25 protein-coding genes are annotated in these 24,333 nt (G+C 64.7%); 10 read left to right on the plus strand and 15 right to left on the minus strand.

The features are described 5' to 3' along the window. Nucleotides 1–10: 10 nt before the first annotated feature. The 3 genes from OC450_RS11250 to OC450_RS11260 form a co-directional block, all read right to left on the minus strand. Nucleotides 11–817, minus strand: a complete 807-nt coding sequence (locus OC450_RS11250; protein ID WP_262047888.1) for a WecB/TagA/CpsF family glycosyltransferase — start codon at nt 815–817, stop codon at nt 11–13. Beyond that, nucleotides 810–3,182 (minus strand): exopolysaccharide transport family protein, encoded by a 2,373-nt coding sequence (locus OC450_RS11255; RefSeq protein ID WP_262047889.1) that lies wholly within the window; start codon nt 3,180–3,182, stop codon nt 810–812. The genes OC450_RS11250 and OC450_RS11255 overlap by 8 nt, the downstream gene beginning before the upstream one ends. A 291-nt stretch (nt 3,183–3,473) precedes the next feature. Then, nucleotides 3,474–4,274, minus strand: coding sequence for a class I SAM-dependent methyltransferase (locus OC450_RS11260; protein ID WP_211381378.1), 801 nt, complete (start codon nt 4,272–4,274; stop codon nt 3,474–3,476). A gap of 390 nt (nt 4,275–4,664) precedes the next feature. Here OC450_RS11260 and OC450_RS11265 point away from each other — a divergent pair, with 390 nt between their 5' ends. After that, entirely contained in the window at nt 4,665–5,693 is a 1,029-nt protein-coding gene (locus OC450_RS11265) for a glycosyltransferase family 2 protein (RefSeq protein ID WP_211381379.1), read from the plus strand. 10 nt (nt 5,694–5,703) lie between these two features. Here OC450_RS11265 and OC450_RS11270 read toward each other — a convergent pair whose 3' ends face one another. Then, entirely contained in the window at nt 5,704–6,690 is a 987-nt protein-coding gene (locus tag OC450_RS11270; RefSeq protein ID WP_262047890.1) for a glycosyltransferase, read from the minus strand. Nucleotides 6,691–6,930: 240 nt separating this feature from the next. On the opposite strand from OC450_RS11270, the gene OC450_RS11275 reads away from it, so the two are divergent. The 3 genes from OC450_RS11275 to OC450_RS11285 all read left to right on the plus strand — a co-directional run bounded on the left by OC450_RS11275 (nt 6,931) and on the right by OC450_RS11285 (nt 10,658). After that, nucleotides 6,931–7,998 (plus strand): glycosyltransferase, encoded by a 1,068-nt coding sequence (locus OC450_RS11275; RefSeq protein WP_256807070.1) that lies wholly within the window; start codon nt 6,931–6,933, stop codon nt 7,996–7,998. A 39-nt stretch (nt 7,999–8,037) separates the two neighbouring features. Then, nucleotides 8,038–9,417, plus strand: a complete 1,380-nt coding sequence (locus tag OC450_RS11280) for an O-antigen ligase family protein (protein ID WP_262047891.1) — start codon at nt 8,038–8,040, stop codon at nt 9,415–9,417. A gap of 92 nt (nt 9,418–9,509) precedes the next feature. Then, nucleotides 9,510–10,658, plus strand: a complete 1,149-nt coding sequence (locus OC450_RS11285) for a GNAT family N-acetyltransferase (protein WP_262047892.1) — start codon at nt 9,510–9,512, stop codon at nt 10,656–10,658. A gap of 21 nt (nt 10,659–10,679) precedes the next feature. On the opposite strand, the gene OC450_RS11290 is transcribed toward OC450_RS11285, so the two are convergent. Continuing rightward, complete coding sequence (locus OC450_RS11290) at nt 10,680–11,219, minus strand: RBBP9/YdeN family alpha/beta hydrolase (RefSeq protein WP_262047893.1); 540 nt, start codon at nt 11,217–11,219, stop codon at nt 10,680–10,682. Between the two features lie 122 nt (nt 11,220–11,341). On the opposite strand from OC450_RS11290, the gene OC450_RS11295 reads away from it, so the two are divergent. Beyond that, nucleotides 11,342–11,818, plus strand: coding sequence for an Lrp/AsnC family transcriptional regulator (locus OC450_RS11295; protein ID WP_256807066.1), 477 nt, complete (start codon nt 11,342–11,344; stop codon nt 11,816–11,818). Between the two features lie 343 nt (nt 11,819–12,161). Here the strand turns inward: OC450_RS11295 and wrbA are convergent, their stop codons facing one another. From wrbA to OC450_RS11310, 3 genes are all read right to left on the minus strand, one after another. Then, nucleotides 12,162–12,761: an NAD(P)H:quinone oxidoreductase gene (gene wrbA / locus OC450_RS11300; RefSeq protein ID WP_211381386.1), complete on the minus strand. Its 600-nt coding sequence runs from the start codon at nt 12,759–12,761 to the stop codon at nt 12,162–12,164. Nucleotides 12,762–12,912: 151 nt separating this feature from the next. Continuing rightward, nucleotides 12,913–13,611, minus strand: coding sequence for a pirin family protein (locus OC450_RS11305; RefSeq protein WP_211381387.1), 699 nt, complete (start codon nt 13,609–13,611; stop codon nt 12,913–12,915). Between the two features lie 34 nt (nt 13,612–13,645). After that, nucleotides 13,646–14,398, minus strand: a complete 753-nt coding sequence (locus OC450_RS11310; RefSeq protein ID WP_211381388.1) for an SDR family NAD(P)-dependent oxidoreductase — start codon at nt 14,396–14,398, stop codon at nt 13,646–13,648. 116 nt (nt 14,399–14,514) lie between these two features. Between OC450_RS11310 and OC450_RS11315 the strand changes: the two genes are divergently transcribed. Beyond that, the gene (locus OC450_RS11315) at nt 14,515–15,450 is read left to right on the plus strand and encodes a LysR family transcriptional regulator (protein WP_211381389.1); all 936 of its coding nucleotides are present in this window, start codon (nt 14,515–14,517) and stop codon (nt 15,448–15,450) included. Between the two features lie 54 nt (nt 15,451–15,504). On the opposite strand, the gene OC450_RS11320 is transcribed toward OC450_RS11315, so the two are convergent. Then, entirely contained in the window at nt 15,505–15,762 is a 258-nt protein-coding gene (locus OC450_RS11320) for a hypothetical protein (protein WP_211381390.1), read from the minus strand. A 146-nt stretch (nt 15,763–15,908) separates the two neighbouring features. Here OC450_RS11320 and OC450_RS11325 point away from each other — a divergent pair, with 146 nt between their 5' ends. Both OC450_RS11325 and OC450_RS11330 read left to right on the plus strand, forming a co-directional pair. Beyond that, nucleotides 15,909–16,895, plus strand: coding sequence for a tripartite tricarboxylate transporter substrate binding protein (locus OC450_RS11325; protein ID WP_256807065.1), 987 nt, complete (start codon nt 15,909–15,911; stop codon nt 16,893–16,895). A gap of 95 nt (nt 16,896–16,990) precedes the next feature. Beyond that, nucleotides 16,991–17,341: a hypothetical protein gene (locus tag OC450_RS11330; RefSeq protein WP_211381392.1), complete on the plus strand. Its 351-nt coding sequence runs from the start codon at nt 16,991–16,993 to the stop codon at nt 17,339–17,341. 68 nt (nt 17,342–17,409) lie between these two features. Here the strand turns inward: OC450_RS11330 and OC450_RS11335 are convergent, their stop codons facing one another. From OC450_RS11335 to OC450_RS11360, 6 genes are all read right to left on the minus strand, one after another. Next, on the minus strand, nt 17,410–18,249 hold the full coding sequence (locus OC450_RS11335; protein WP_211381393.1) for an adenylate/guanylate cyclase domain-containing protein: 840 nt from the start codon (nt 18,247–18,249) through the stop codon (nt 17,410–17,412). 51 nt (nt 18,250–18,300) lie between these two features. After that, nucleotides 18,301–18,768 (minus strand): YbaK/EbsC family protein, encoded by a 468-nt coding sequence (locus OC450_RS11340; RefSeq protein ID WP_211381394.1) that lies wholly within the window; start codon nt 18,766–18,768, stop codon nt 18,301–18,303. 7 nt (nt 18,769–18,775) lie between these two features. Beyond that, entirely contained in the window at nt 18,776–19,540 is a 765-nt protein-coding gene (locus tag OC450_RS11345) for a haloacid dehalogenase type II (protein WP_211381395.1), read from the minus strand. A gap of 95 nt (nt 19,541–19,635) precedes the next feature. Next, nucleotides 19,636–21,261: a hypothetical protein gene (locus OC450_RS11350; protein ID WP_410050510.1), complete on the minus strand. Its 1,626-nt coding sequence runs from the start codon at nt 21,259–21,261 to the stop codon at nt 19,636–19,638. A gap of 43 nt (nt 21,262–21,304) precedes the next feature. Next, on the minus strand, nt 21,305–22,816 hold the full coding sequence (locus OC450_RS11355; protein ID WP_211381396.1) for a bifunctional class I SAM-dependent methyltransferase/glycosyltransferase family 2 protein: 1,512 nt from the start codon (nt 22,814–22,816) through the stop codon (nt 21,305–21,307). A gap of 136 nt (nt 22,817–22,952) precedes the next feature. Further along, complete coding sequence (locus OC450_RS11360) at nt 22,953–23,837, minus strand: amidohydrolase family protein (protein ID WP_211381397.1); 885 nt, start codon at nt 23,835–23,837, stop codon at nt 22,953–22,955. Between OC450_RS11360 and OC450_RS11365 the strand changes: the two genes are divergently transcribed. Both OC450_RS11365 and ykgO read left to right on the plus strand, forming a co-directional pair. Further along, nucleotides 23,794–24,180: a hypothetical protein gene (locus OC450_RS11365; protein ID WP_211381398.1), complete on the plus strand. Its 387-nt coding sequence runs from the start codon at nt 23,794–23,796 to the stop codon at nt 24,178–24,180. The genes OC450_RS11360 and OC450_RS11365 overlap by 44 nt on opposite strands. Further along, on the plus strand, nt 24,177–24,302 hold the full coding sequence (gene ykgO, locus OC450_RS11370) for a type B 50S ribosomal protein L36 (RefSeq protein ID WP_006611362.1): 126 nt from the start codon (nt 24,177–24,179) through the stop codon (nt 24,300–24,302). The genes OC450_RS11365 and ykgO overlap by 4 nt, the downstream gene beginning before the upstream one ends. The last annotated feature ends 31 nt before the right edge of the window (nt 24,303–24,333 follow it).

Genomic DNA, 24,333 nt, shown 5'->3' on the forward strand with positions numbered 1-24,333 from the left:
CGTCGTCTACTCAGCGATTGAAGGGCCGGTTGCGGCTGAAGAGAAGATAGAGCGCGCGGGGGTTGGTGGTCAAATAGCGCCAGAAGAGGCGGCGAGGCTCGAGCACGGTGCGCCAGGCCCATTCCAGCCCGACCTTCTGCATCCATTGCGGCGCGCGCGGGCGGCTGCCCGACAAGAAATTGAACAGGCCGCCGGATGTCTTGATGACGCCGACATTGGTGAGTAACGGCGTGTATTCCTCGACGAATGCCTGCTCGTTTGGAACGCCCAGCGCAACCCACAGATAGTCGGGTGCGAGCGCGTTGATCTCCTCGACCTTCGCACGTAGCGCATCGCCGCGCAGATAACCGTGGCTGTAGCCGACGATTTTGAGATTGGGATACATCTTCTGGACGTTCTCGACCGCAGCGGCATTCTCGGCCTCGCTGGCGCCGAACATGTAGAAGGTGCGGCCGACCGCTTCAGCCTTGCGCGCGACGACGTGAAACAGGTCCGTCGTGGCGACGCGCTCGGGCAGCGGAAACCAGGATTGCAGTCTGGAGGCCGCCACCAGCGGCTGACCGTCGGCGTTGATGAGGTCTGCGCCGCGGAACAGGCGTTCGGTCTCCGGTTCGGTCGAGCACCGCGCCAGCACCTCGCCATTGGCCGAGGTCAGGTGCAGCGGACGTCCGATGCGATGGCGCGGATCGGTCGCTTCGATCATGAAATCGGCGGTCGCTTCCAGGTCGAGCGCGGCCATGCGAAGGCCGCCGATGGTGATCCGCGGCACCTCGGCGGTTGCGGCACGGCCATCCTGATTGATGCGGCGCTCAAGCATATTGTCTGCCTCGCTGGCGCGCTTGGGCCATAGGGGTGAGCTCGTCGAGCACGACGCCGACGAGCTTGCGCTCGGCGCGGCCGAGCGTGTTCAATATCTCTTCCAGGCCGTCGTTGATGTCGAGGCTGGTCGGTAGCACCGCCACCACCGCGTCGACGTCGTCGAGCAGCTTGCGGCTGCCGGCCGTGAGTGGCGCCGCGGGACCGTCGAGGATGACGAGGTCGTAGCCGCCGGCGGAGCGGGCCTGCGTGATCGCCTTGCGGATGGCCTCGGTGGCCTTGCCGGCGTCGTTCTCGCCGGCCGGCAATACCGAGATGCCGTTGACCGTCTTGATCTCGCGCGCGGCCTTGCTGCCGATCGAGAGCCAGCCGAGCTTGCTCGGCTCGACCTTGCCGGAACGGTTGACCTTGTTCGAGAGCGAGTGTGCCTGATGGTCGGCATCGATCATCAAAACGCGAGCGCCGTCGCGCGCGGCTGCGAGTGCGAAATTCAGCGCGGTCACGCTGCGCCCGGTGGTCTCACCGGCACCGACGAGCGCGATGACCGGCATCGCCTTGCCGCCGGCGCGCCGGGTTACCGCGGTGCGCATGTCGCGCCAGGCGTTGAGCAGCGTCGTCAGCGGAAAGCCGGGGCGCAGCGTCGGCCAGCCCAGCCGGGTAAGATCGACGCCGTCGCCACCGGTGGCGAGAATGGCACCGAGCGTGTGGATGACGTCGGCTTCCTGGAGCCGCGCGATCAGCGGCTTTTCGATCAGGGGCTTTTCGGCGATCGAAGGTTGCAGCGGTGGCGCGGCGAGTTCCGGCAGAGCGGACACGACTTCCGGGATTCGTGAATCCTGCTCGGCCCGCGCAGTCTCCGGAGCCCGCGACGTCTCCGGAGTCCGGGGAGCTTGCGGCGCCGGAGTGCGATTGGGACGGGCGGGCGCGGACGCGGGTGCGCCGGCGAGCAGCAGCTCGGCTGCGACGAACCAGCTCGCAGCAGCGATTGCGCCGACGGTGAATCCGATCATGGCGAACATGCTCATCGCCGGCGGGAACGAGCGCCGCTGCGGCACCGTCGCTTCGCCGATGATTCGGGCCGCCGAGGTGTTCAGCGTCTCCTGCTCCTCGGTCTCGCGCGAGCGCTTGAGGAAGGACTGATAGACGTCGCGGCTGGCATCGGCCTCGCGCTCCAGTTCGCGCAGACGCACGGCGGCCTGGCTGAGCTGGACGCTTTGTCGCTTCTGCGCCTCCAACGCCCGGTTGAGCGAGGCTTCAAAGTCGCGGGCTCGCGTCAGATCGTTCTTGGCGGACTGGGCGAAGCGGTCGATCTCTTCGTTGATGGTGCGCTTGAGATCCTCGACCTGCTTCTCGGTCTGGCGCAGCGCCGGGTGGCGCGGGCCGAGCTCGCCGGCCTGCTCCGCATATTTCTTGCGCGCGTCGGCGTATTGCGCTCGCAGGTTCGCGATGGTCGGCGATTGCAGTGTCTCGGTGTTCGCGCCGGCATCTGCTGTGGTGCGGCGGCTCGCCTCGATCTGGTCCAGGCGCGCCTGCGCATCCATCGTCGCCGCGCGGGCGGCTGAAAGCCGCTGGTTGCTGGCGGAAAGCTGCTGGTCGCTGATCAGCGCGTCCTGGGTGCCGACGAAATTGTTCTGGGCCTTGTAGGTCGCGAGCACGGTCTCGGCGTTGCGCAGCCGCTCGCGCAGCTCCTTCAGGCGGCCGGAGAGATCGTTGGTGGCGCGCCGCGCGGCCGAAGCCTGCGAGTTGCGGGATTCCATCAGGTAGGCGCTGGTCAGCGTGTTGGCGAGCATCGCCGCCTTCGCCGGATCGGTCGACCAGACCTCGATGTCGACGATGAAGCTCTTCTCGGTCTTGCGGATCGTGATGTGCCGGTTCAGCGCCTCGAGGGCCGCCAGCTGCACTTCCTTCTTCTCCGCGGCGGAGGGCGCGCGGGGCTGAAGGCCGATCAGGCCGAGCAGCGACGACATCAGGCTGTTGCCGTCACCGCCGCCGCCGAATTCGGGATCCTTGTCCAGATTGGCCTGCTGGATCACCTGCAGCAAGACGCTGTTCGAGGTGATCAGGCGCGCCTGGCTCTCGACCACCATCGACATGCCGGAGACATCCTGCGCGCGCGGCGTGAGCTCGCGATCAACGAGTTGAAGCTCGCGCGGATCGACGTAGAGCTGGGCAGTGGCGGTATAGCGGGGTGTCAGGCTCTTGCCAGCGGTGACGGCAAGCGTCGCACCGAGGAGCGCCGCAGCGGCAATCGCGATCTTCCGTCGCCAGAGCAGGTTGACGAGCTCCAGCACGTTGAAGCCGGTCTGGGGCCGCTGCTGCGGGGCCTCCGGTCGGGCCAGATCTATCGGCTGGTTATAGTCAAGCATGAGCCCCAGCTTTCATTCCAACTATCGCGTGCTGAGGGGTTAGTCTTCGTTTCTTGCCACGCACCAGGGATATAGGTGCCCAATCAACGCAACAGGGAAAATTAACCATACTCATTGAGGGACTATTCACCGAAATGGCAAACAAAGCGTTTAAGCGCAGGCCACTCTTCGACGCATCGCCGTGACATGCGGGATCGCGGGGTCCCTCGGAGATTAACGGTTCGTTACCGCGCGCTGCGTGGCCGCGGAGCTTCGCTCTCCTTGCGACCGGGCGCGCGCGTGTCATGGCTGTCAGCTCTTCCGCAGGATGACGTGATAGTCGCCGCGGCGGACATCGGTCCCGCGCGGAAGCACGGCGTTCATGACAGAGGCGCCGGCGTCGACCAGGGCTGCGAACAGCGGCTTGCGCCGGCGCATCTCGGGATAGCGTGGGCTTTCGACCTCACGGCGGTAGATCATCTCCAGACCGTTGGCGGCAGCGAACGCTTCGAGCCTCGGCAGCGTCACCAGGGGATGGAAGAAGGTCGGGAACGGCGGCTCGCCCGGCAGGCCGGCATCCTTGATGCCGCGGATATTCCGGTAGAACCAGACGTGGAACCAGTGCGGCGAGTATTTGGTGACGACGCCGGACAGCGAGTGCGGATTGGGTGCGCCGATCAGGATCATCCCGCCCGGCTTGAGCGCGTCGCGGAAGTTCAGCAGCGCGGCATCGACCTGGGGCAGATGCTCGATCACGTTGTAGCAGATCACCAGATCGAAGCTTTCGCGGCCGAAGCGGTAGGTCTGAACGTCGCCGAGGATCGCTTCGTCCGCATAGCTGTTGTTGCGCACCTGCTCCTCGTCGATGTCGACGACCGTGACCTTGCTGCGGCTCAGCAATTCCGGCGGCAGAACGCTGCACGAGCCGCCGCCGGCCTCATAGGTGGCGAGCTGGCCCTGCGGCAGTTCGCGGCGCAGCAAATCGTGGACGGCGAGCAGGCTGTCGCGGGCTTCACCGGGGACGAGATCGTGCAGCGCCTGAGCGGGCGCAGCGGCCGCGGCCATCGGGATCGTCGTGGCTGTCGCGAAATCAATCGTGGCTGGCTTGTTCATATTTTCTGACCGCGCTTGTTCGACTCAAATTTACAGGAAAAATCCCGCATGCCCGTAGAGCAAATCCGATGCCGCGACGCTTCACCCGTCGCGGTGCTTACGGTCGGGTTAATGCGCACAGGCGTTAACTACCGTATCGTCCGCGCCGGCCGCCATTGGCACGGTGGACCGCGAATTGCAGTATCACGCGCGCAGGGTTTCGCAGGAGAAACACGCGAAAGCGGTTAAGCGTATGGACGGCGGGAGATCGGCCTGGTGCCGTGACGAGCCTCGCGACGGCCGTTCGTTTCGGGACGCATTTGTCCCGCGGCGATGTGCCGTCGTGGGACGGCACCGATCCGCGGGATCGAAGCAGGGCTTTTTCAACACATCTCGGACATCTAGAGCGTCATGACATTGATCCCGACAGACCTGTCCGCCGCGCGCATCTCGGATGCCGTGCGCGATCCCAATCGGGAGATCGCGGCGAGCTCCCGGGTCATCGACCTGTCGGTCGGCATCGTCGTCTGCATTCCCTGCTTTCGCCGCCCGCAGCACCTGCGGCTGACGCTGGACTCGCTCGCCAGCCAGCGCACCCCGCGCTCCTTCGCCGTCGTCATGGTCGAGAACGACGCGGCGGGACGGGAAAGCGCGCCGGTCGCCGCGGAGTATCTCGCCGCCGGCAGGCTCCAGGGCGTCTGCCTGGTCGAGAGGCGGCAGGGAAACTGCCAGGCGATCAACGCCGCGTTCGAGACGGCGCAGGCGCTGTTTCCCGCCGCGACCCGCTTCCTGATGATCGACGACGACGAGATCGCCTCGCCCGACTGGCTCGAGCTGATGGTTCGCACTGCGGAGGCCACCGGAGCCGACGTGGTCGGCGGGCCGGTGCTCCCGGTCTTCGACGACGACAGCAGGCCCTGGCTTGCGCGCCATCCCGCCTTCCGTCCCGCCTATGACTACAGCGGCGCGGTGCCGCTGATCTATGGCTGCGGCAACTGCCTGATCACGCGGGCGGCGTTCGAGCGGTTCGACCGCCCCGCCTTCGACCTGCGCTTCAACTTCCTCGGCGGCGGCGACTGCGACTTCTTCGTGCGATGCCGTGATGCCGGCATGACATTCCACTGGACGGCGGAGGCGGTCATCACGGAGACGGTGCCGCAAAGCCGGACCAGCCTCGGCTGGATCGCAAAGCGAGGCCTGCGCATCGGCGCGATCAACTATCGCGTGCAGTCCAAGGCCGCGCAGGGCGCGGCGGCGCGGGTGCGGGTGTTTGTGCAGATGCTCGCAAGGTTGCCGTTGTCGCTGGTGCGCACGGCCGGCCTGCTGCCATCGTCGAAGGCCGTCGTGGCGATGCATCCCGTGATGGTCGCGCTCGGCTCCGTGCTCGCGGCGTTCGGCATCGAGCCGAAGCCCTACGAAGCCTCGAAGATCGTGTCCTGATGCCGCAGGATTAGATGCCGAAGCAGGCGAGGGCGATCCTGGCCGCGGCGCGCGGCAGCGATTTGAGCGAACGGCGGCCGACCATCCCGAGATAGGCGAAGGCATCGCGATATCGACCGAAGCGGACCGCCTGCATCGCCGAATAAGTGACGAGATGGACCTCGGCGGCCCGGCGCAGCCCGGCTGCCGTGCCGACGGGCAGTCTTGCCATGATCAGTCCGTCGTCGAACACCCGCGCGATCGCCGGGAAGAAGTCCTGCGGCGTCCGCACGGCGGCATTCATGGTGTTGGCGGTATGCAGGCGGTAGTCGAGCAAAAGCTTTGGCGCGAATTCGAACTCGCCGATCGCGGCGAGCCGGCACCAGCAGTGCCAGTCCTCGCAATATCTGAGCGAGACGTCGAAGCCGCCGATGGCGCGGAAAGCCTCCGCACGTGCGAGCGCAAGGCCGCCATTGACGATGAAGTTGCCGGCCGCGAGCCGCGCCAGCACGTCGCCGGACGGTTTGCGGCGTCCTTTCAACATATCCCGCCGGCCGATCTGCCGTCCCTCGCTGTCGATCGTGTTGTAGTCGCCGTAGACGAGAACCGCGCGGGGAGCACCGCGCGCAGCCGCAAGCAGCGCCCCGACCGCGCCTGGGCGCAGGCGGTCGTCGGCATCGAGGAAGAGCAGCCACTGACCGCTCGCATGTCGCGCGCCGAGATTGCGCGCGGCCGAGACGCCGGCGGAGTCGTTGCTGATCAGGCGCAGCCGCGGGTCACGAATGGCGCGGACGATGGCGGTGGTGTCGTCGGTCGAGCCGTCGTCCACGACGATCACTTCGTCGACCTCGCCTTGCGCCAGTGCGCTGGCGAGGGTTTCCGCGACATAGGCCGCGACGTTCTTGGCCGGAATCACGACGGACACCGAGATGGTCGAGCCGACCTGCAGCGGTTGGCGCGCCGCCGGATCGATCCGTGACGAGGCCGGCAATTCGAGAACGTCTTCGGCGGTGATCAAGCTGGGGCTCGTCTTTTAAGGATCTGTTAACCAGGGCGCATTGGCGATGCGATCGATCGCAACCGAGGCCGCGGCGAATGATACTCGCATTGCGGACAAAATCGCTGTCGCGAACGCCGGCGCCGCGGCGGTTTCGTAGATTAGCGTTAAGCCGCCGGCATTAAGCCTGTGGCAAATTTGGAAGAGTGCGACAGCCGGTCCCATGCGAGAATGCGCACCTGGCTGCCGCGGATGGACCCAGTGCCCGCAAACACATTCGACCACGATCCCGACGACATGATCCTCAACCTCTTCTACGAGGACAAGGACGATCGCTGGTTTCCCGGCGACCGGCATCTGCGGCGCATGGCGCGCCGCATGCTGCTCGGTGAGCCGAGGATGAGCGGCCAGCTGCGGGTGTTCCTTAATCTCTGTGCGGGCCTCGATCGGCTCGGCATCCGCTACCGCGTCAACGACTACGGCTACATCGCGCGGCATCCCGACGAGCTCGCCTGCATCATCGGCCGCACCTTCCTGCTCGACAAGTTCGCGTGGAAGAATCCGATCCTGCTCGGTGTCGCCGCGCACAATCATCCGCTCGACGATCCCGACCTGTTCAAGCGCCTGCCGGTCAAGAAGGTCGTGGTGCCCGGCCCGTGGTACGTCGACATGTACCGGCCGCATTGGCCCGACACGGAGGCCTGGCCGGTCGGCATCGACACGGATCTGTGGGCACCGTCGCCGACGTCGCAAAAGAGCGTCGACGTCCTGATCTACGACAAGGTGCACTGGGACCGCGAGCGCTATGCGCCGGAGCTGATCGAGCCCGTCCGCGCCCGGCTCGCCAGGGAAGGCCGCTCGTTCATCGAGCTGCGTTACGGCAGCTACAAGGAAGAAGACTATCAGACAGCTCTCGCGCAATCGCGTGCGATGATCTTCCTGTGCCAGAACGAGAGCCAGGGCATCGCCTATCAGCAGGCCCTGTCCTGCGGTGTGCCGGTGCTCGCCTGGGATCCGGGCGGGCCCTGGCGCGACCCCGATTATTATCCGCATCGCGTCCAGTTCGCGCCGGTGTCGTCGGTGCCGTACTGGGATGATCGTTGCGGTGCCAGATTCGCGGACACCGACGGGTTCGAGGCGGGCTGGGACGATTTCTGGGCCGGGTGCGCCGCCGACAAGTTCGATCCGCGGGGGTATGTCCTCGACAATCTCACGCTGGAGCAGCGCGCGCTGCAATATTACGAGATCGCGCGGAGCATCGTGCGGAAGCCGGCGGTATCGCAGACACCGGGTAGAGTGGTTGACGAATGCTTAACAGGGATGGGCTAAGACCTGAAGTTTCCCCGGCCTCATTACCTGCCTTGAGCCATGGACCGCAGCGCCGCCGAGATCACTGACGTCGAGACCCGATCGTTCGGTCACGTCCTGCGCGATGGCCTTGCGGAGCTGAATGCCGTGCGGGCCGCGCGTTGTCTCGTCGCGGTCGCGGCGCTGCTTCTCGTGCTGGTGACGCTCGATCCGTTTCCCGACCTGCGCAACGCGGACGTCACCACCGTCGTCGGCGGACGCATGGCGCTCACCTATGTCTCCTGGGGGCTGCTGGCCGCGGTCGCGGTGCTGTTCGTCGCCGCCACGGATGCGCCCGCGCTGAAGAGCTTGATGACGCCGCTGCATCTTTGCCTGGTCGGCTGGCTGTTGATCAACATCGCCCTCTCCGAGAGCCGCGGCGTTTCGATGCAGCGCTTTGTGCTCGCGGCCAGCGTGATGTCGCTCGCGGTCCTTTTGCCGTTGCTGCCGCCGACGCAGCGCGGATTCAACCTTTGTCTCGGCGGCGCGGCGCTCGTGCTGCTCGTCCTCTGCTATCTCGGCGTCTTCCTCGCCCCGCAATACTCGATCCACACGGCGCTCGATGTCACCGAGCCGCAGCTGGCCGGCGACTGGCGCGGCAGCTTTGGCCACAAGAACATCGCCTCGCCGGTGATGACCATCCTGGTCTATGTCGGCATTTACCTGTGCGGCGTCGGGTCGTTCGTGATGGGACCGACGATCGCCGCGCTGGCCGGCATCTTCTTGATCTTCACCGGCGGCAAGACGTCGTCGGTGCTGTGTCTTGCGATCTACGCGCTCGCCTCGCTGGTCTATGTCACGCCGAGCCTGTGGCTGAAGCGGATCATCTGCTTCGTGCCGCTGGTCGTGATGAACCTGCTGACGGTCGGCAGTGTCATGAGCCCGGCGCTCGGCGCCATGACGCGGCTGCTTCCGCTCGATCCGACCTTCACCGGCCGTTCCGCGATCTGGGAGTTCGCGCTCGCGGCCGTTGCCGAGAAGCCGATCATCGGCCACGGCTATGCGGCTTTCTGGGACGACGTGACCGCAAGGCAGACCACCCAGGGCGCCGAATGGGCGACGTCCGCGGCGCACAGCCACAACAGCTATCTCGATCTTGCGGTCACCATCGGTCTGCCGGGGCTGTTGCTCGTGATCCTCATCTTCGTGCTTGCGCCGCTCGCCAATTTCCAGTCGGCGCAGGCCCATAATCGGAGTGGCGCGCTGGCGAAGCTGTTCCTGACCGTGTGGCTGTTCGGGCTGTATTACGGGGCCACCGAAACCTTCCTGCTCGAACGGCAGAATCCGATCTGGTTCATGTTCGCGATGGCCGTGGCCGGCCTGCACTTCCTGGCGAGGTTCCAATGCGTCGAGCAAACGGAACAGCGCGCTGACAGCTTGTCGCAGCCGGGACGGCCGTAGTGGCATCGGCTTAACGATATGCAGCGGCGTCACTTGTGGTCTGCGGCAAACATAATCTATCTGGAAACATTCGGTAATCGTATGTTGCGCGGATGACGTTCCTCAGCGTCGAGAAGCCAGATGGTCTTGTGTCCAGCACGTCGGGGATCGCGGTCGATTTCCTTCGCGACTGGCGGCACGCCGCGCTGCGCCCGAGCGCCGGGCACCGCACGGCTTTCCAGCATGGCCACTGGCTCGGCGCGTGGTACGAGGCGTTCCACGATCTCGCGCCGCTGATCGCAGTCGTCTCCGATGTTGCGACCGGCAAGGATATCGCAATGGTGCCGATGATCAGCCACGTCAGGCGCGGCATCCGCATCGTCGAATTCGCCGACCTCGGCGTTTCCGACAACAACGCGCCGATCCTGGCGCTCGATGCCGCGTTGGACGCGGTTGCCACGGATGCGATCGGCAAGGCGCTGATCGACGCGTTGCGCGCGCTGCCCGACCGCTTCGACCTGCTGCGTCTGAAGAAGATGCCGGCCCAAATCGGCGGCAAGCCGAACCCGCTGGTGTCGCTCGGCCGGGTCGGATCCTGCTCGCTCAACGGCAATCTCGTGCTGACGGGCGACGACTACGAGGACTACCAGGCCTCGATCAAGCGCATGCAGATGCCGCGCTGCTGGCGCGTCTTCAGCCGTCATGCCGGCGCGCGATTCGAGATCGCCACTGATGTCACGCGTGCGCGCGAGCTGCTGGACGTGATGGATGTCCAGCAGCAGGCGCGCATGCGCAAGCTCGGCTCGCGCTTCGTCCTCAACGACGAAGCCCATGCCAGGTTCTATCGCGAGGTCGCCCGCCAGGGCGTCGCGGACGGCTATGCCGTCATTTCGGCGCTGGTGTGCGACGAGACCGTCGTCGCCACCACCCTCGGCGTCAGGTCTGGTGCGACCTATTTCCTGCTGCGCATCAGCCACGCCGGCGATTCCTGGTCGAGCTGCTCGCCGGGGCTGCTGGTCACGGAGCGCACCATGGCGACGCTGCATGCGGAGGGCGTGCGCCGCTTCGACCTCAGCATCGGCAACCAGGGCTACAAGCGCCGTTTCGGCGCCGAGCCCGTGCCGCTGACCGATGTCAGCGTTGCGCTGTCCTGGCGCGGGATGCCTTACGCATGGCGCGACCATGCCGCGCAGGGCCTGCGCGGTCGCCACCCCAGGCTCGCCGCCCTCGCGGCACGGGCGATGGGCAAGGGGGCACGCTGACAGGCGCCGTCGTTTTGTCCGTCATCCACGAAGGCCCGCACGAAAGGCGTCCAGCAATGCGCGGCCCTGCGGCCAGGCGCCGAGCCCGCTCGACGCATTGATATGACCGAGTTCACCCGGCACGATCAGAGCGGATTGCCAGGCGCGCGCAAATTTCTCACTTTTCTCGAGTCCGCCATAGGGATCATTCGTGCTCGCGATGATGAGCGAGGGAAAGCGCAGCGGGCTGTTCGGCAGCGGCCTGAACGAAACGGCCTGGACGGGAAAATTGGCGCCATCCGGATCGGGGACAGCGACCAGAAAGGCGCCTGCGATCGCGGGGGGGAGGCGCGCGGCCCAGTGCGCGACCAGCAGGCAGGCGAGGCTATGTGCGACCAGCACCGGCGGCTTCGCGCAGCGCCTGACTGTCCGCTCAAGGGATTGTTCCCAGTCGTCGAGGTCGGGCTGGTCCCAGCTCGCCGGCTGAAATCGCGTGAAGCGCGCGTCGGTGCGCTCCCAGATCGTCTGCCAATGGGTCTCTCCGGAGCCGCCGAGGCCAGGCAAGGTGATGATGTCGTGCATGATCGTTCCGTGATATCTGAGATGGAGGCGCAGTGTGGCCGGTCACGGTCCTGCATCACATGGCAAGTCATCGGCGGAATCGATCATCTGCCGATGATCTCAAGGCGGAATGGAGAATTTTGTTGGATCGCTTCGGGAGGATCGACGCCAAGGACTTGAAGATCCTGGAGGCGCTGCAGGCCAATGCGCGGGTGCCGCTGTCCGAGCTTGGGCGTTCCGTCGGATTGTCCCAGCCGGCCGTCTTCGAGCGCGTCAAGCGGCTCGAGGAAGCCGGCATCATCGAGGGCTATGGCGCCCGGATCAATTCGCGCGCGCTTGGCCTCGGCCTGATGGCGCTGGTGCGCCTGCGCACCACGCATGAGCACATCAAGACCTGCCTCAAACGGTTCGCTGAGATCCCCCACATCATCGAGGTCCATCGCGTCACCGGCGATGACTGCTTCGTGCTCAAGGTGCTCGTTCCGGCGCCCGAGGATCTGGAGACGATCGTGGATCGTATTGCCGGCTTTGGCGCCGTCACCACCTCGCTCGTGCTGCGTAGCGAACCGGTGCGGCCGATCGGCAAAGACCTCATCAGGAAGCAAGCCGAACGCGGTTGAGGCGTGTCCCGCGCGATCGACAGGTCACCGCGCCGTCACGATTGCGCCGAGCTTCCGGTTGTCGCGTGTGTCGTGTTATCGCCGGCGGATCACGCCTTCGTGCAGCCTGCGCAGTGAAAGCGGCCGCGTGAGGCCCTGAAAAGGCTGCGGCAATACCAGCGCCGTGCCAGTGCCTGGGCGGGCCTGCGGATCATCTGCGCGATCAACAAGAGTTCGAAAGCCATTCGTAACGCATTTGGTTGGTGAGATATTCTGTCCACAAAGATGGGGCGGCATTCCCGAGAGAGAATGCCGCCCGCGTCGCATCAGCCATGCAGTCGGTCGTGGAGCTTTGCCGTGCAGCTCAGCCATGGAGTTTCCTGGCGGTCTCCGCGATCTGGCGGCCCTGATAGCGCGCGCCCGCGAGTTCGTTGACGCTGGGCTGGCGGCTGCCGTCGCCGCCGGTGATCGTGGTGGCGCCGTAGGGTGCGCCGCCGGTGACCTCGTCGAGCTTCATCTGGCCGGCAAAACCGTAGTTCAGGCCGACCACGACCATGCCGAAATGCAGGAGGTTGGTGATGATCGAGAACAGCGTCGTCTCCTGGCCGCCGTGCTGGGTCGCAGTCGCCGTGAAGGCGCCGCCGACCTTGCCGTGCAGGGCACCCTTGGCCCAGAGCCCGCCGGCCTGGTCGAGGAAGTTGGCCATCTGCGAGGCCATCCGCCCGAAACGGGTGCCGGTGCCGACGATGATCGCATCGTAATTGGCGAGGTCCTCGATCTTGGCGATCGGCGCGGCCTGGTCGACCTTGTAGTACGAGGCCTTGGCGACTTCGGCCGGCACCAGTTCGGGTACGCGCTTGATGTCGACGGTGGCACCGGCTTCGCGCGCGCCTTCGGCGACGGCATTGGCCATCGCTTCGATGTGGCCATAGGCGGAATAATAAAGGACGAGAACTTTGGTCATGATGGTCTCCGTTGTGTGGGTTCGATGCGCCGAGTTGTGCTGTTCGTTGTCATTGCCGGGCCTGACCCGGCAATCCAGCGCGCTTCGAAAGGCGCCCTACGAAGGTGATGGATGCCCGGCTCAAGGCCGGGCATGACGGGTTGTTGCGTCGTTACGCCGCGTCGACGAGCACGATCTCGGAATCTTCCAGTGCCGTGATCTTCAGCCTGTCCTCGTCGCGGATCGCGGCGCCGTCGCGGGCGTTGACGCGCACGCCGTTGATCTCGACCGACCCCGCCGCGGGCACGAGATAAAGGTGCCGCGACTTCTGCGGATCGTACTCGGCGCTCTCGCCGGCTTTCAGCGTGGTCGCCAGCACCCGTGCATCGGCGCGGATCGGTAGCGCGTCCGCATCGTCCTGGAAGCCGCTCGCGATGGTGACGAGCTTGCCGGAACGGTCCGCCTTCGGAAACGGTTTCGAGCCCCAGGTCGGCTGTCCCCCGCGCGCGGTCGGCTCGATCCAGATCTGGAAGATCCGCGTCCTGGTCGGCTCGAGATTGTACTCGGAGTGGCGGATGCCGCTGCCCGCGCTCATCACCTGCACGTCGCCCGCCTCGGTGCGGCCCTCGTTGCCGAGGCTGTCCTGGTGAGTGATCGCACCCTCGCGCACATAGGTGATGATTTCCATGTTGGCGTGGGGATGGGCGGGAAAGCCGGTGTTCGGCGCGATCTCGTCGTCGTTCCATACCCGCAAGGCGCCGTGACCCATGTTGTTCGGGTCATAGTGGCTGGCGAAGGAGAAGTGATGCTTGGCCTTGAGCCAGCCGTGGTCGGCGCCGCCGAGCCTGTCGAAAGGTCTGAGTTCGATCATCTGCGTAATTCCTTTTGGTGAGGGGGCGCCTTGATCAGGCGCCGAACCCGCCGTCGACGTTGAGCACGGTGCCGGTGACGAAGGAGGCTTCGGGGCTGGCGAGGAAGACGACGCCGGCGGCGACTTCCTCGGGGCGGCCGAAGCGCTGCAGTGCGTGCTGCTTGCGCTGGGTCTCAGCGAACTCGCCGCCGTCCTTCGGGTTCATGTCGGTGTCGATCGAGCCGGGCTGCACCACGTTCACGGTGATGCCGCGCGGGCCGAGGTCGCGTGCCGCGCCCTTGGTGTAGCCGACCACGGCCGCCTTGGTCGCGACGTAATCGGCAAGGCCCGGGAACGAGGCGCGATCGGCCAGCATCGAGCCGACGGTGACGATGCGGCCGCCTTCTCCCATCAACTGTGACGCTGTGCGGATCGCGGCGATCACACCATGCACGTTGATCGAGTCCTGGCGCGCCAGCGCGTCGGTATCCGCGTTCAAATCATCGATCGCGCCGCCGGCGGCGACGCCGGCATTGTTGACGAGGATGTCGAGATGACCGAACTCCTTCGCGACGTCCTTGACGAGCTGGGTGACGTCCTTGGCCGAAGCCTGATCGGCCTTGAAAGCGCGCGCCTTGACGCCGCGGGCCTTCAGCTCGCTGACGACCGCTTCAGCCTTTTCGGGCGAGGCAACATAGCTGATGGCGACATCGGCACCTTCGTCGGCAAGAGCGCGGGCCGATGCCGCGCCGATGCCGCGGGAGCCGCCGGTGACGAGTGCAACCTTGCCTGAGAGCTTCTTGGTCATTGGATTTCTCCATTCCTGTATGTCTGATGACCCTTGGATAAGCCTCCCTCTGTGGTATAGAAATAGAAACTGTTGAAACGCATTGTTTCCTATATCGTCGCGATTGGACCGCTCCCATGGCAAAACTCCCGGATTTCGAGGCCCTCGCGATTTTCGCAAAAGTCGTGGAATTGCGGTCGTTTGCGGGGGCCGCGAGTGAGCTTGCGACGTCCAAGGCGACGGTGTCCAAGGCGGTGACCCGGCTGGAGGAGCGGCTCGGTGCCCGGCTGTTCAACCGCACTTCGCGCCGGCTGGCGCTGACCGATGCCGGGCACAAGCTCGCCGAACGGGCGACCCGTCTGCTCGCCGACGGTGAGGCGGCGGAGAACGAGGCGCTGGCGCAATCGGTGGCGCCGCGAGGCCTGGTGCGGCTCGCAGTGCCCATGACGTTCGGGATCAAGGCGGTGGCGCCGCTGCTGCCGGAGTTTTTTGAGACCTATCCGGAAGTCTCGGTCGATCTGCATCTGAGCGATGCGACCGTCGATCTGATCGGCGAGGGCTTCGACATGGCGGTGCGGATTGCGCGGCTGCCGGATTCCTCGCTGATCGCGCGGCGGCTCTTCACCATGCCGCGTTTCACGGTGGCGGCGCCGTCCTACCTCAAGCGCCACGGCCGGCCGACGCATCCGATGCATCTGGCCGAGCACAAATGCTTCAGCTACGCCTACCTCTCGACGCCGAATGTCTGGCACTACACCAATTCGGCCGGCGAGCAGGCCAGCGTGCGCCCGGGCGGACAGCTTCGCGTCAACAATGGTGAAGCGGTGATGCCGGCGCTGATCGCCGGTCTCGGCATTGCCGAGCTTCCCGAATTCATTGTCGGTGAAGCCATCTCCTCGGGTGAGGTCGAAGTGATCCTGAAGGACTGGAAGCAGGCCGAAGGCGCCGTGCATCTGGTGACGCCGCCCGGCGGCCCGCGCCCCGCACGCGTCGAGGCGCTCGGCGATTTTCTCGCGGCGAAGCTGCCGGGCACGTGCAAGCGGCGGGTGCGCGGAAAGGCAAAGCCGTCATAGAGCGGGCGGGACCATCAGTCATTGAGAGAGCAGCGAAGTAATGATGGAATTCGGCTACGACACCTTTACGCCGTCGCGCGCGACAATGCGCAGGCCCGGCTTCAGCGTCTCTTCGAGCTGCGACTTCAATTCGTGCACACGCGGGTCGCTCGAGCGCTTCGCGCAGACCGCGTATTGATGCACCGATTTCGCCAGGGCGCGCCGCGCTTCCGGCGTACGCGTCACGTCGGGCTTTGAAAGCCGCAGGACGATCGCGGCGAGATTCACCAGCATCTCGTCCAGGGCGACGTCGATGGTTGCGAGTTTTCCCATGACACACTTCCTGGGAGGGCAACGATGGCTCGGGGGATGCGTTCCGGGTCCGGCCCAACATGGTTAATGCTTCGTAAACGGCTTGTTCTTGCCGATCGCCACGTTAGGCTGGGAGCGAAACAAGAACAATTGAGGAGGGGGCTTCCATGGATCGTCGCGACATCCTGCGCGCCGCTGCTGCATTGCCGCTGTTGCGCGCTGCGCTGCCGGACCCTGCTTTTGCGCAAGCCTATCCCGCCCGCAACATCACGATGATCGTGCCGTTTCCGGCCGGCGGGCAGGCCGATCTCGCGGCGCGTCCCGTCGCACAGGCTCTGGAGCGGATCCTCGGCAAGCCGGTCATCGTCGACAACCGCGCCGGCGGCGGCGGCGGATCGGTCGGCAACGCCGCGGCGGCGCGCGCCGAGCCTGACGGCTACACGCTGCTGATGGCGCTGTCTTCGCTTGCGGTGCTGCCCGAGGCCGACCGGCTGTTCGACCGTCCCGTCGCCTACGAGGTCTCGCAGTTCATGCCGATCGCGCGCGTGCTGGCCGATCCCACGCTGCTCGCCGTGCCGGCCTCGGCACCGTGGAGGACGGCGCAGGATTTTGTCGAGGATGCGAAGAAACGCCCGGGCCAGATCACCTATGGCTCGTCGGGCCCCTACGGCACGCTGCACGTGGCGATGGAGATGTTCGCAAACAGCGCCGGCATCAAGCTGCTGCACGTGCCGTTCCGTGGCGCGGGTCCCGCGCTGACCGCGATCCTCAGCGGGACCGTGCAGGCGATCGCCGCCGCACCCGGCACGCTGAAGCCGCAGGTCGACGACGGCAAGCTGCGCGTGCTCGGCAATTGCGGCGCGCGGCGCATCGCGAGCTTCCCGGATGTCCCGACCTTCCAGGAGCTCGGCTACAAGGACGTCGAGATGTACATTTGGGCCGGCCTGTTCGCGCAGAGCACGTTGCCGGCGTCGATCGCGACCCGCCTGCGCGAGGCGATGGCGCAGGTGATGACGAGTCCGGACGTGCTCAAGGCCTTCGAGACGTCGGGCAGTCTCGTCGCCTATCAGGACGCGCCGGCCTTCTCCGAGTTCGTGGCGACCGACAGCGCGCGGCTGATTACGGCGGTCAAGAAGATCGGCAAGGTCGAATAGGTTCCCAGTCCGTTTTCACATTTTTTTGTTGGTCCAGAACCTCTCCGCGTCTCATTGATTGAAGAGAATTCGAGAGACTCGCGAAGGAATCGGACATGCGAACAGAGCGGATTGCGCTGGGTGTGGCGCTTGCGGTCGGCGGCATCGTCGCGCATAGCGCTGCATCCGCTGAAGAGTATCGCGGAACCATGGAGCAGCAGATGGCCTGCACGCCGGATGTGTGGCGGCTGTGCAGCGATCAGATCCCTGACGTCAGCCGCATCACGGCTTGCTTGCAGCAGAATACGCCGCAACTCTCCAGCGGCTGCCGCGCGGTGTTCCAATCCAATAACCAGATGCAGCCGCAGCAGCCGGTTCCGCGCAATCGCGCTGCGCCGCCACCGCGTTACAACGCCGCGCCGCCGCCTCCGCCGGAACAGCCCCGGCCTTACGACGAGGATGATTAGCGCTGCCTGGAGCAGGATCCGGGAGCGTGCGCAGCGACAAGCGCCAGGATGCGGTCGGGCCGGCTCATTCAGCGCTCTCCTTTGCCGTCCGACTCAGGTCGATGCCGGAGGGCCGTCCGCATGATGGCACCGAAGAGCAAAGCTGCGACTGGCCAATGGAACCAGATCCTGTGCATGCCAGTGAAAATATTGATCAGAATCAGAAAGGCCGACACCGTGAGGGCCGCTGCGACCGGGCGGGGCAGCTTCGCCAGCCCATCTGAAGCCAAGCGCATCCATGTGGATGATTCGTACTTGTCGCGGTGTACGGCGTCAGTTTGCGAGCCCGCGACTGCGCCCTGGGAAGCCAGGCGTTCGCCAGGCGGAAAGCCCCGTGCTTGAGCGGTTTGGCCGCTCATGGTCACGCGATAACTGGTCACGGGAGCGATGTTCTTCATTGGACGCTGGCCGAGACAGTCGAAGCCAACAGATAATTTGTTGTGCACCTGATCATAGGCGGAGCTGGAGATCACGATGCCACCGGGGTCGGCAAGTTCTTGCAGGCGCGCGGCGATATTGACCCCGTCTCCATAAAGATCCGAACCATCCACCATCACGTCGCCGAGATTGATGCCGATGCGAAAACGCATCGGCGGAGGTCGGTCCAAATCCTGGTTGGAAATTTCCTGCTGAATCTCGACCGCACATTGCACGGCCTCGACGACGCTGGCGAATTCGGCGATGACGGCATCACCCCAGGTATTCACGATCCGCCCGTCATGGCGCTCCACCAATCCGGCAATGGCCGTGCGGTAGCGGCGCAGTGTCTCCAGCGTTCCCGCCTCGTCTGCTTCCATGAGGCGAGAATAGCCGTGCACATCAGCGCACAGCACGGTGGTTAGCCGTCGTTTTACCTTATCGTCGGGCATGGTCCGTACATTAGCCTTCCTGACCGGCAAATGCATCAGGCATCCGCTGACTTACGGCCTGATCTCGCAGACATCGACCCATTCAGCCCCGGTCAGCTCGGCCATCCGGTCCGGCGTGATGCGCACCGCGCTGTGAGTCGAGCCCGCGGCCGGCACCACGACGTCGAACGCCTTCAGCGAGACGTCGCAATAGACCGGCAGCGGCGACTTCAGCCCGAACGGGCAGACGCCGCCGACCTCGTGGCCGGTGATCTCGGCGACCTCTTCCAGCCCCAGCATTTTCGGCTTGCCGCCGAACTGCGCCTTCACCTTCTTGTTGTCCATCCGCGAGGTGCCGGCCGCGACGATCAGGATCACGCGCTCGCCGACACGCAATGACAGCGTCTTGGCGATCATCCCGGGCTCGACGCCGTAGGCCTCGGCGGCCAGCGGCACCGTGGCCGAGCTGATCGGCGATTCAATCACTGATATGTCGGGGGCTTTCTCGGCGAAGAAGGCGCGAACGGATTCCAGGCTCATTCACAACTCACGGGCGGGCGGCGATCCCCGGGTCATCCCTAGAGATGATCCCGGGCAGCTCGGAGAGCGAGCGGACGCGGTGGTCCGGCGCAAGTCCAAGCTCGTCCATCTGGGTGCGGATCGCCTTGAACATGGTCAGCGGTGCCACGAGTTCGCTCTCGACGCAAGCCAGCGCCATCGCCTCGGGCGTCACCCGCTCGATCCAGGCGACGTTCAGTCCAAATGCCTTCGCGCCGGCGACGTCCCAGGGATTGGACGAGACGAACAGCACCTCGTCCGGCGCGGTGCCGAGCATTTCGCCGATCAGCGCGTAAGCTTCCGGACTCGGCTTGAAGATCCTGTTCGCGTCGACGCTGATGGTGGCATCGAGCAGGGCGTCGAGGCCGGTGTTGCGCACGAGCGCATTCAGCATGTCCGGACTGCCGTTGGAGAGGATGGCGAGCTTTCGCGGCTTCAGGGCCGTGAGCGCGGCCGTCGCCTCCGGATAGAGATCGAGATGCAGATATTTCTCGATCACGCGCTCGAACGCCTCGCTGTCATAAGCAAGGCCCAGCACGCGCAGCGTATAGGCGAGCGAGTCGCGGGTGACGGCGGCAAAGTCCTGGTAGCGCCGCATCAGCGAGCGCAACCAGGTGTATTCAAGCTGCTTGATGCGCCAGATCTGCGTGATGATCTCGCCGTAGCCCGGAAACGCATCCTCGGTGATCTCCGCGACCGACTGGATGTCGTAGAGCGTTCCGTAGGCGTCGAAGACGACGGCTTTGAGGGGCACGCGAGTTTCCTGCGCTCAACTGGCTACGGCGTTGCCTATACCTCATTTTTGGTGTCCGCGATATCGGTGTCGATCGGCACGACAAGCCAAATTATTCATCGCAATGCACACCACGGGAGGGAAAGCTCCGGCATGTAGGTTGGTCGCCATTCGCAGATGCTTTCCGGTCCGCTTCGCTTCAACGCCATCTTCAGCGGCTCCGCCTGGCTGATGCCCACATGGAGCCCGATCAGCGCGGCGCCGATCGGGAAGGTCCAGCGGCTCACGCGCATGTCCGCCAACTCGTTGAGGAGTACCATTCCGGCGAGGATGATCAGCGGATCGGTGAACACGAAATATTCAAGCTTCAAACCCCGCCGCACGCCGATTGCGTCGATCGCTATCGCAGCGAGCATCATGAAAGCGGCTTGAACGGCGACCTGATGCTTGCATTGCCGCCAGGCAAGGATGATGCCGGGAAAGATCAGCCAGGTCAGAAACACAGTGGGTCGCGGCGAGGTGAACAGCACGAAAGTATAGCGCTTGAGCACGCCAAGCACGCCCGTCAGAATAAGGCCGGCTGCGCCTTGCACGCTCGTGGATGCGTCCGGCGCGTCGACATACATCAGCATCTTCTCGATCGGATTGAACACGACGACGAGAGCGGTGACGTCGTATTGAATATAGAGCGTCAGGGTGGCGAGCGATGCGCCGATGACGAGCGCACACATCGTCGCAACGGTCTCCAGCAGGCTCACCCGCCAGATCGCGGCAAAAGCGATCGTCCACCCCACGAACCAGCCGGCCAGCCCAATCTGATAGGTGCCGAACCTGCCCAGAAGGAGCGGCTTGAGGCCGGCGGCGCTCGCCGCAACGGGATCGAGTCCGGCGGCGGCCAGAGGCCATGCCAGCAGCGCGGCACAAATTCCGAGCGCGGCGGTTGCCGTCGCCGCAAGCGTCGCGCCCGAGCCCGACCGCCAGAACCCGACGCTGACGCTCGCGCTGTTCCCGAACGGAATGACCAGCACCGGTATAGCGGCGATAAGCAAGATCGCCTGCACCTTATTCTGAAGTCCGAGCACGCAAAGCCATGCAGCCAGGCCGACAAGCAGCGGCCGATAGATTGTGGCCCGGCGCGCAGCGACGATGAGCAGCATCAGGGCGGCGATGCAAAAGCCGGCGGCGATCATCTCGCTTCGCAGAATGCGCAGGTGCATCTGAAAGCCGCCGGAAAACGCGAATGCAAAAACGCCGCAAGTCGCGACCCGCAAGTCCCCGCCGATCCGACGGGCCAGCGCGGCAAACAGGAAAAGGAGGCCAGTTGCGGTCAGCAGCGCGGCCACCCTCGCAGCGCGGACCGCGCTCGTCATCGCCGCATCAAACGATGGTCCGTTCGATGCAGGGGGAATGGCGGAAAGCGTCCAGGCCTCGAGCAGGCGAAGCTGGTGGAGCAGACGGAACCATGCCTCGACCGACAGGATGGTCAGATCGGCAGGGTGGTCGAAGAATGCGCGCTTGCCCCCGTCATTGAGTGCAAGTGCGTTGTAGACCACCATGAAATCCATGTCGGCGTTGCGCCAATACACGATGAAATAGCCGCACAGCAGGAACGACAGCAGCGTTAATCCGAGTATCACGATGAGGCCGCCTCGCCATCCGAACGGCGTCAGGCGGTCGAGCGGATCGCAATGGGATCGCCATGTATGGACGGCGTTGACAACAGGCCGACACCGGCGCGCCAACTCAGCTTTCAAACCATCCTCGCCGACATCACTACCATTGGCGTCAAATGGCCTTGATCTTGAAGAATGCGAACACGACCATCTTCAGCAGCATCCAGCCGTGGCTGAAGCGCGAGATCTGCGTTTCGCCGTAGCTGCGCGCTGCGTAGCGAATGGGAATATCAATGCTCTTCAGGTTGAGTTTCGAGGCACCGAAGATCAGATCGAAGTCACCAAACGGATCGAAGTCTCCGAAATAGGCCTTTCCCGCCTTGAGACGATGGTAATCGCTTCGGCGCAGGACCTTGGTACCGCACAGCGTATCCGTGTAGCGCTGGTTCAACAGCCACGAGAACAGATATGAGAAGACCTTGTTGGCGATCAGATTCAGGAAGCGCATGGCCCCGGCGTCCATCGGGTAGACCAGACGCGAACCGTTGATGAACTCGCCCTTACCCGATCGCAGTGCCTCGTAGAACTTACAGAGCTGCTCGGGCGGCATGGTGAGGTCGGCGTCCAGAATCATCAGCACGTCGCCTCGCGCGGCATCGAAGGCGGTGAAGACGGCGTCGGCCTTTCCCTTGCCCGGCTGCCGCATGACTTTGACGTCCTTGTCGGGGAATGCCTGTTGGACCCGTGTCATCTCCTCGAACGTGCCGTCCTTGCTGTGGCCCTCGATGAAAATGATCTCGATGTCGGGACAGAACTGCGCAACCCGTCGCACCGCAGGCTCGATATTGCCACGCTCGTTTCTGGCGGGAATGATCACGCTCACGGACGATACGTCATCGTCGACATGGCGCAGCGAGCGCGCCACGAGATAATGGCGCAGCGACAGCGCGCGAATGCCGGGCAGGACGCTGACGAACCGGTTGGCGAAACGTCCGATCCCGAACAAGCGCAGGGGAGACAGGATGCGTTGCTCGGATTCGATCGGATCGAAGTCGGCCAGGGCTGCGAGGTTGCGCAGATCGTCGGGCGAAAGCACGTTTTGATCTGGCTGGGGCATGCGAAGGCCCAGGATCTCGGCAAGCTTGAGAACCGGATACCAGAGGTGAGAAAAATGGCCGATCACCAGCCGCGTCTCGCGCGAGCACAGCGGGTGCAGTTGTTCGATGAACCTTTGGCAATCGTCGAGGGAGCCGATCGTGTCGAGGACGAGAATGAAGTCGAACGGGCCGTGGACGGATGACAGCGTGATCGCGTCCTCGGCGTCCGCCTGGATGAACTGAAGATCAGGATGGCGCCGCCGCGCGAGTTCGATCTGCGCATCGCTGAAGTCGAGGCCGACTCCATGAGATGGCTTCAACGCGGCGAGCGTGTCCCCGAGGCCGCAACCGATATCGAGGACGCGGCTTCCCGGCGGAATGAGGAATTGCAAGTAGCGTTCGTCCTCGCCGTGAAAAAATGCGGCCTTCTCGCGCCAGCGCGCCCGGGAGACGGCGAACCGGTCAGCATGATCGCGAAGCGCCGCCTTGCGCGACGAAAAATTGCGCGGCGCCACCTCGCCATCGCGGCAGGCGCGTGGCAAGGCAGCGTTCCGCGCGTGCGGAAATTCCAGGTCCGATTGCGTCATGAGCCCCCGCCCGACGACTTCGATGAACGCAGCATGGCAGAAAAGTGCTGCTGTTGGCTATGCGAAAATGGTCTGCTGGACGCTCCACTCCGTCGCTGCCTACCGCCTCTCGCCGTCGCGCGAGACGGTACTCGGGTTAGATCCCCAGCAGCTTGCGCGCGTTGGCCTTGAGCACCTTCGGCCGGATCTCGTCGCGGATCTCGATCTTGGCGAAATCCGACAGCCAGCGGTCCGGCGTGATCACCGGCCAGTCCGAGCCGAACAGCATCTTGTCCTGCAGGATCGAGTTGATGTAGCGCACCAGGATCGGCGGGAAATATTTCGGCGACCAGCCGGACAGGTCGATATAGACGTTCGGCTTGTGGGTCGCGACCGACAGCGCCTCCTCCTGCCAGGGGAAGGAGGGGTGGGCGAGGATGATCTTGAGGTCGGGGAAATCAGCCGCGACGTCGTCCATGTACATCGGGTTGGAGTATTTCAGCCGCATGCCCATGCCGCCCGGCATGCCGGAGCCGACGCCGGTCTGGCCGGTGTGGAATAGCGCGATCGCGCCGCCATTGTTGATCTCTTCGTAGAGCGGATAGGCCATGCGGTCGTTGGCGTAGAAGCCCTGCATGGTCGGATGGAATTTGAAGCCGCGCACGCCGTATTCCTCGATCAGCTTGCGCGCCTCGCGGGCGCCGAGCTTGCCCTTGTGCGGGTCGATCGAGACAAACGGGATGAGGACGTCGAGATGATCGGATGCGGCCTCGATCATCTCGTAATTGTTGTAGCGGCGGAAGCCGGTCTCGCGCTCGGCGTCGACCGGGAAGATCACCGCGGCGATGTTCTTGGAGCGGTAGTAGGCGGCGGTCTCCGGCACGGTCGGCGGATGCTTGTGCGGCGACTTGAAATAGTCGGCCATCTGCGCCTGGAAATCGTCATAGCCGTCGTCGGGATGGGTGCCGCAAGGCTCCTCGGCATGGGTGTGGATGTCGATGGCGACGACGTCGTCGATATTGGGCAGCTTCAGCTTCGGCATTGTTTCCTCCCGACGGGTTGCCGAATTGATTATAGGATATAACGAATTTGGCAAGGCGTCGCTGGCGGTAAAACCGCAGCCAGCAAAAGCATTTGCCGTGCTCGGCCGCGAAGGCCCAGATTGGGCCGATCCGGCCGCTTCTACTGTGCATGGGGTTGTTTTCGCGAAATTGCCGGTTCGGAACCGGGCACTCAACATTGACATCACCTCCCGCCATGCCTTAAGAACCGCCCCGTCCCGGGCGGTCGTCCGCCAGCGGGAAAAATCTCATTTTGCCACATTCGCGCGTGCCGAAACGGTAGTGCCGAACACGGCCTTTCGAACGTTCAGGATTCCGCCATGAAGGTCCGTAACTCGCTGAAATCGCTGCGCGGTCGCCATCGCGCCAACCGCCTGGTTCGCCGCAAGGGCCGGGTCTATGTGATCAACAAGGTGCAGCGCCGCTTCAAGGCTCGCCAGGGCTGATATCGCCCTGCCGGACGCTCGCGCGCCCCGC

The sequence above is a fragment of the Bradyrhizobium sp. Bra78 genome, assembly GCF_024519855.1.
GTDB lineage: Bacteria > Pseudomonadota > Alphaproteobacteria > Rhizobiales > Xanthobacteraceae > Bradyrhizobium > Bradyrhizobium japonicum_G.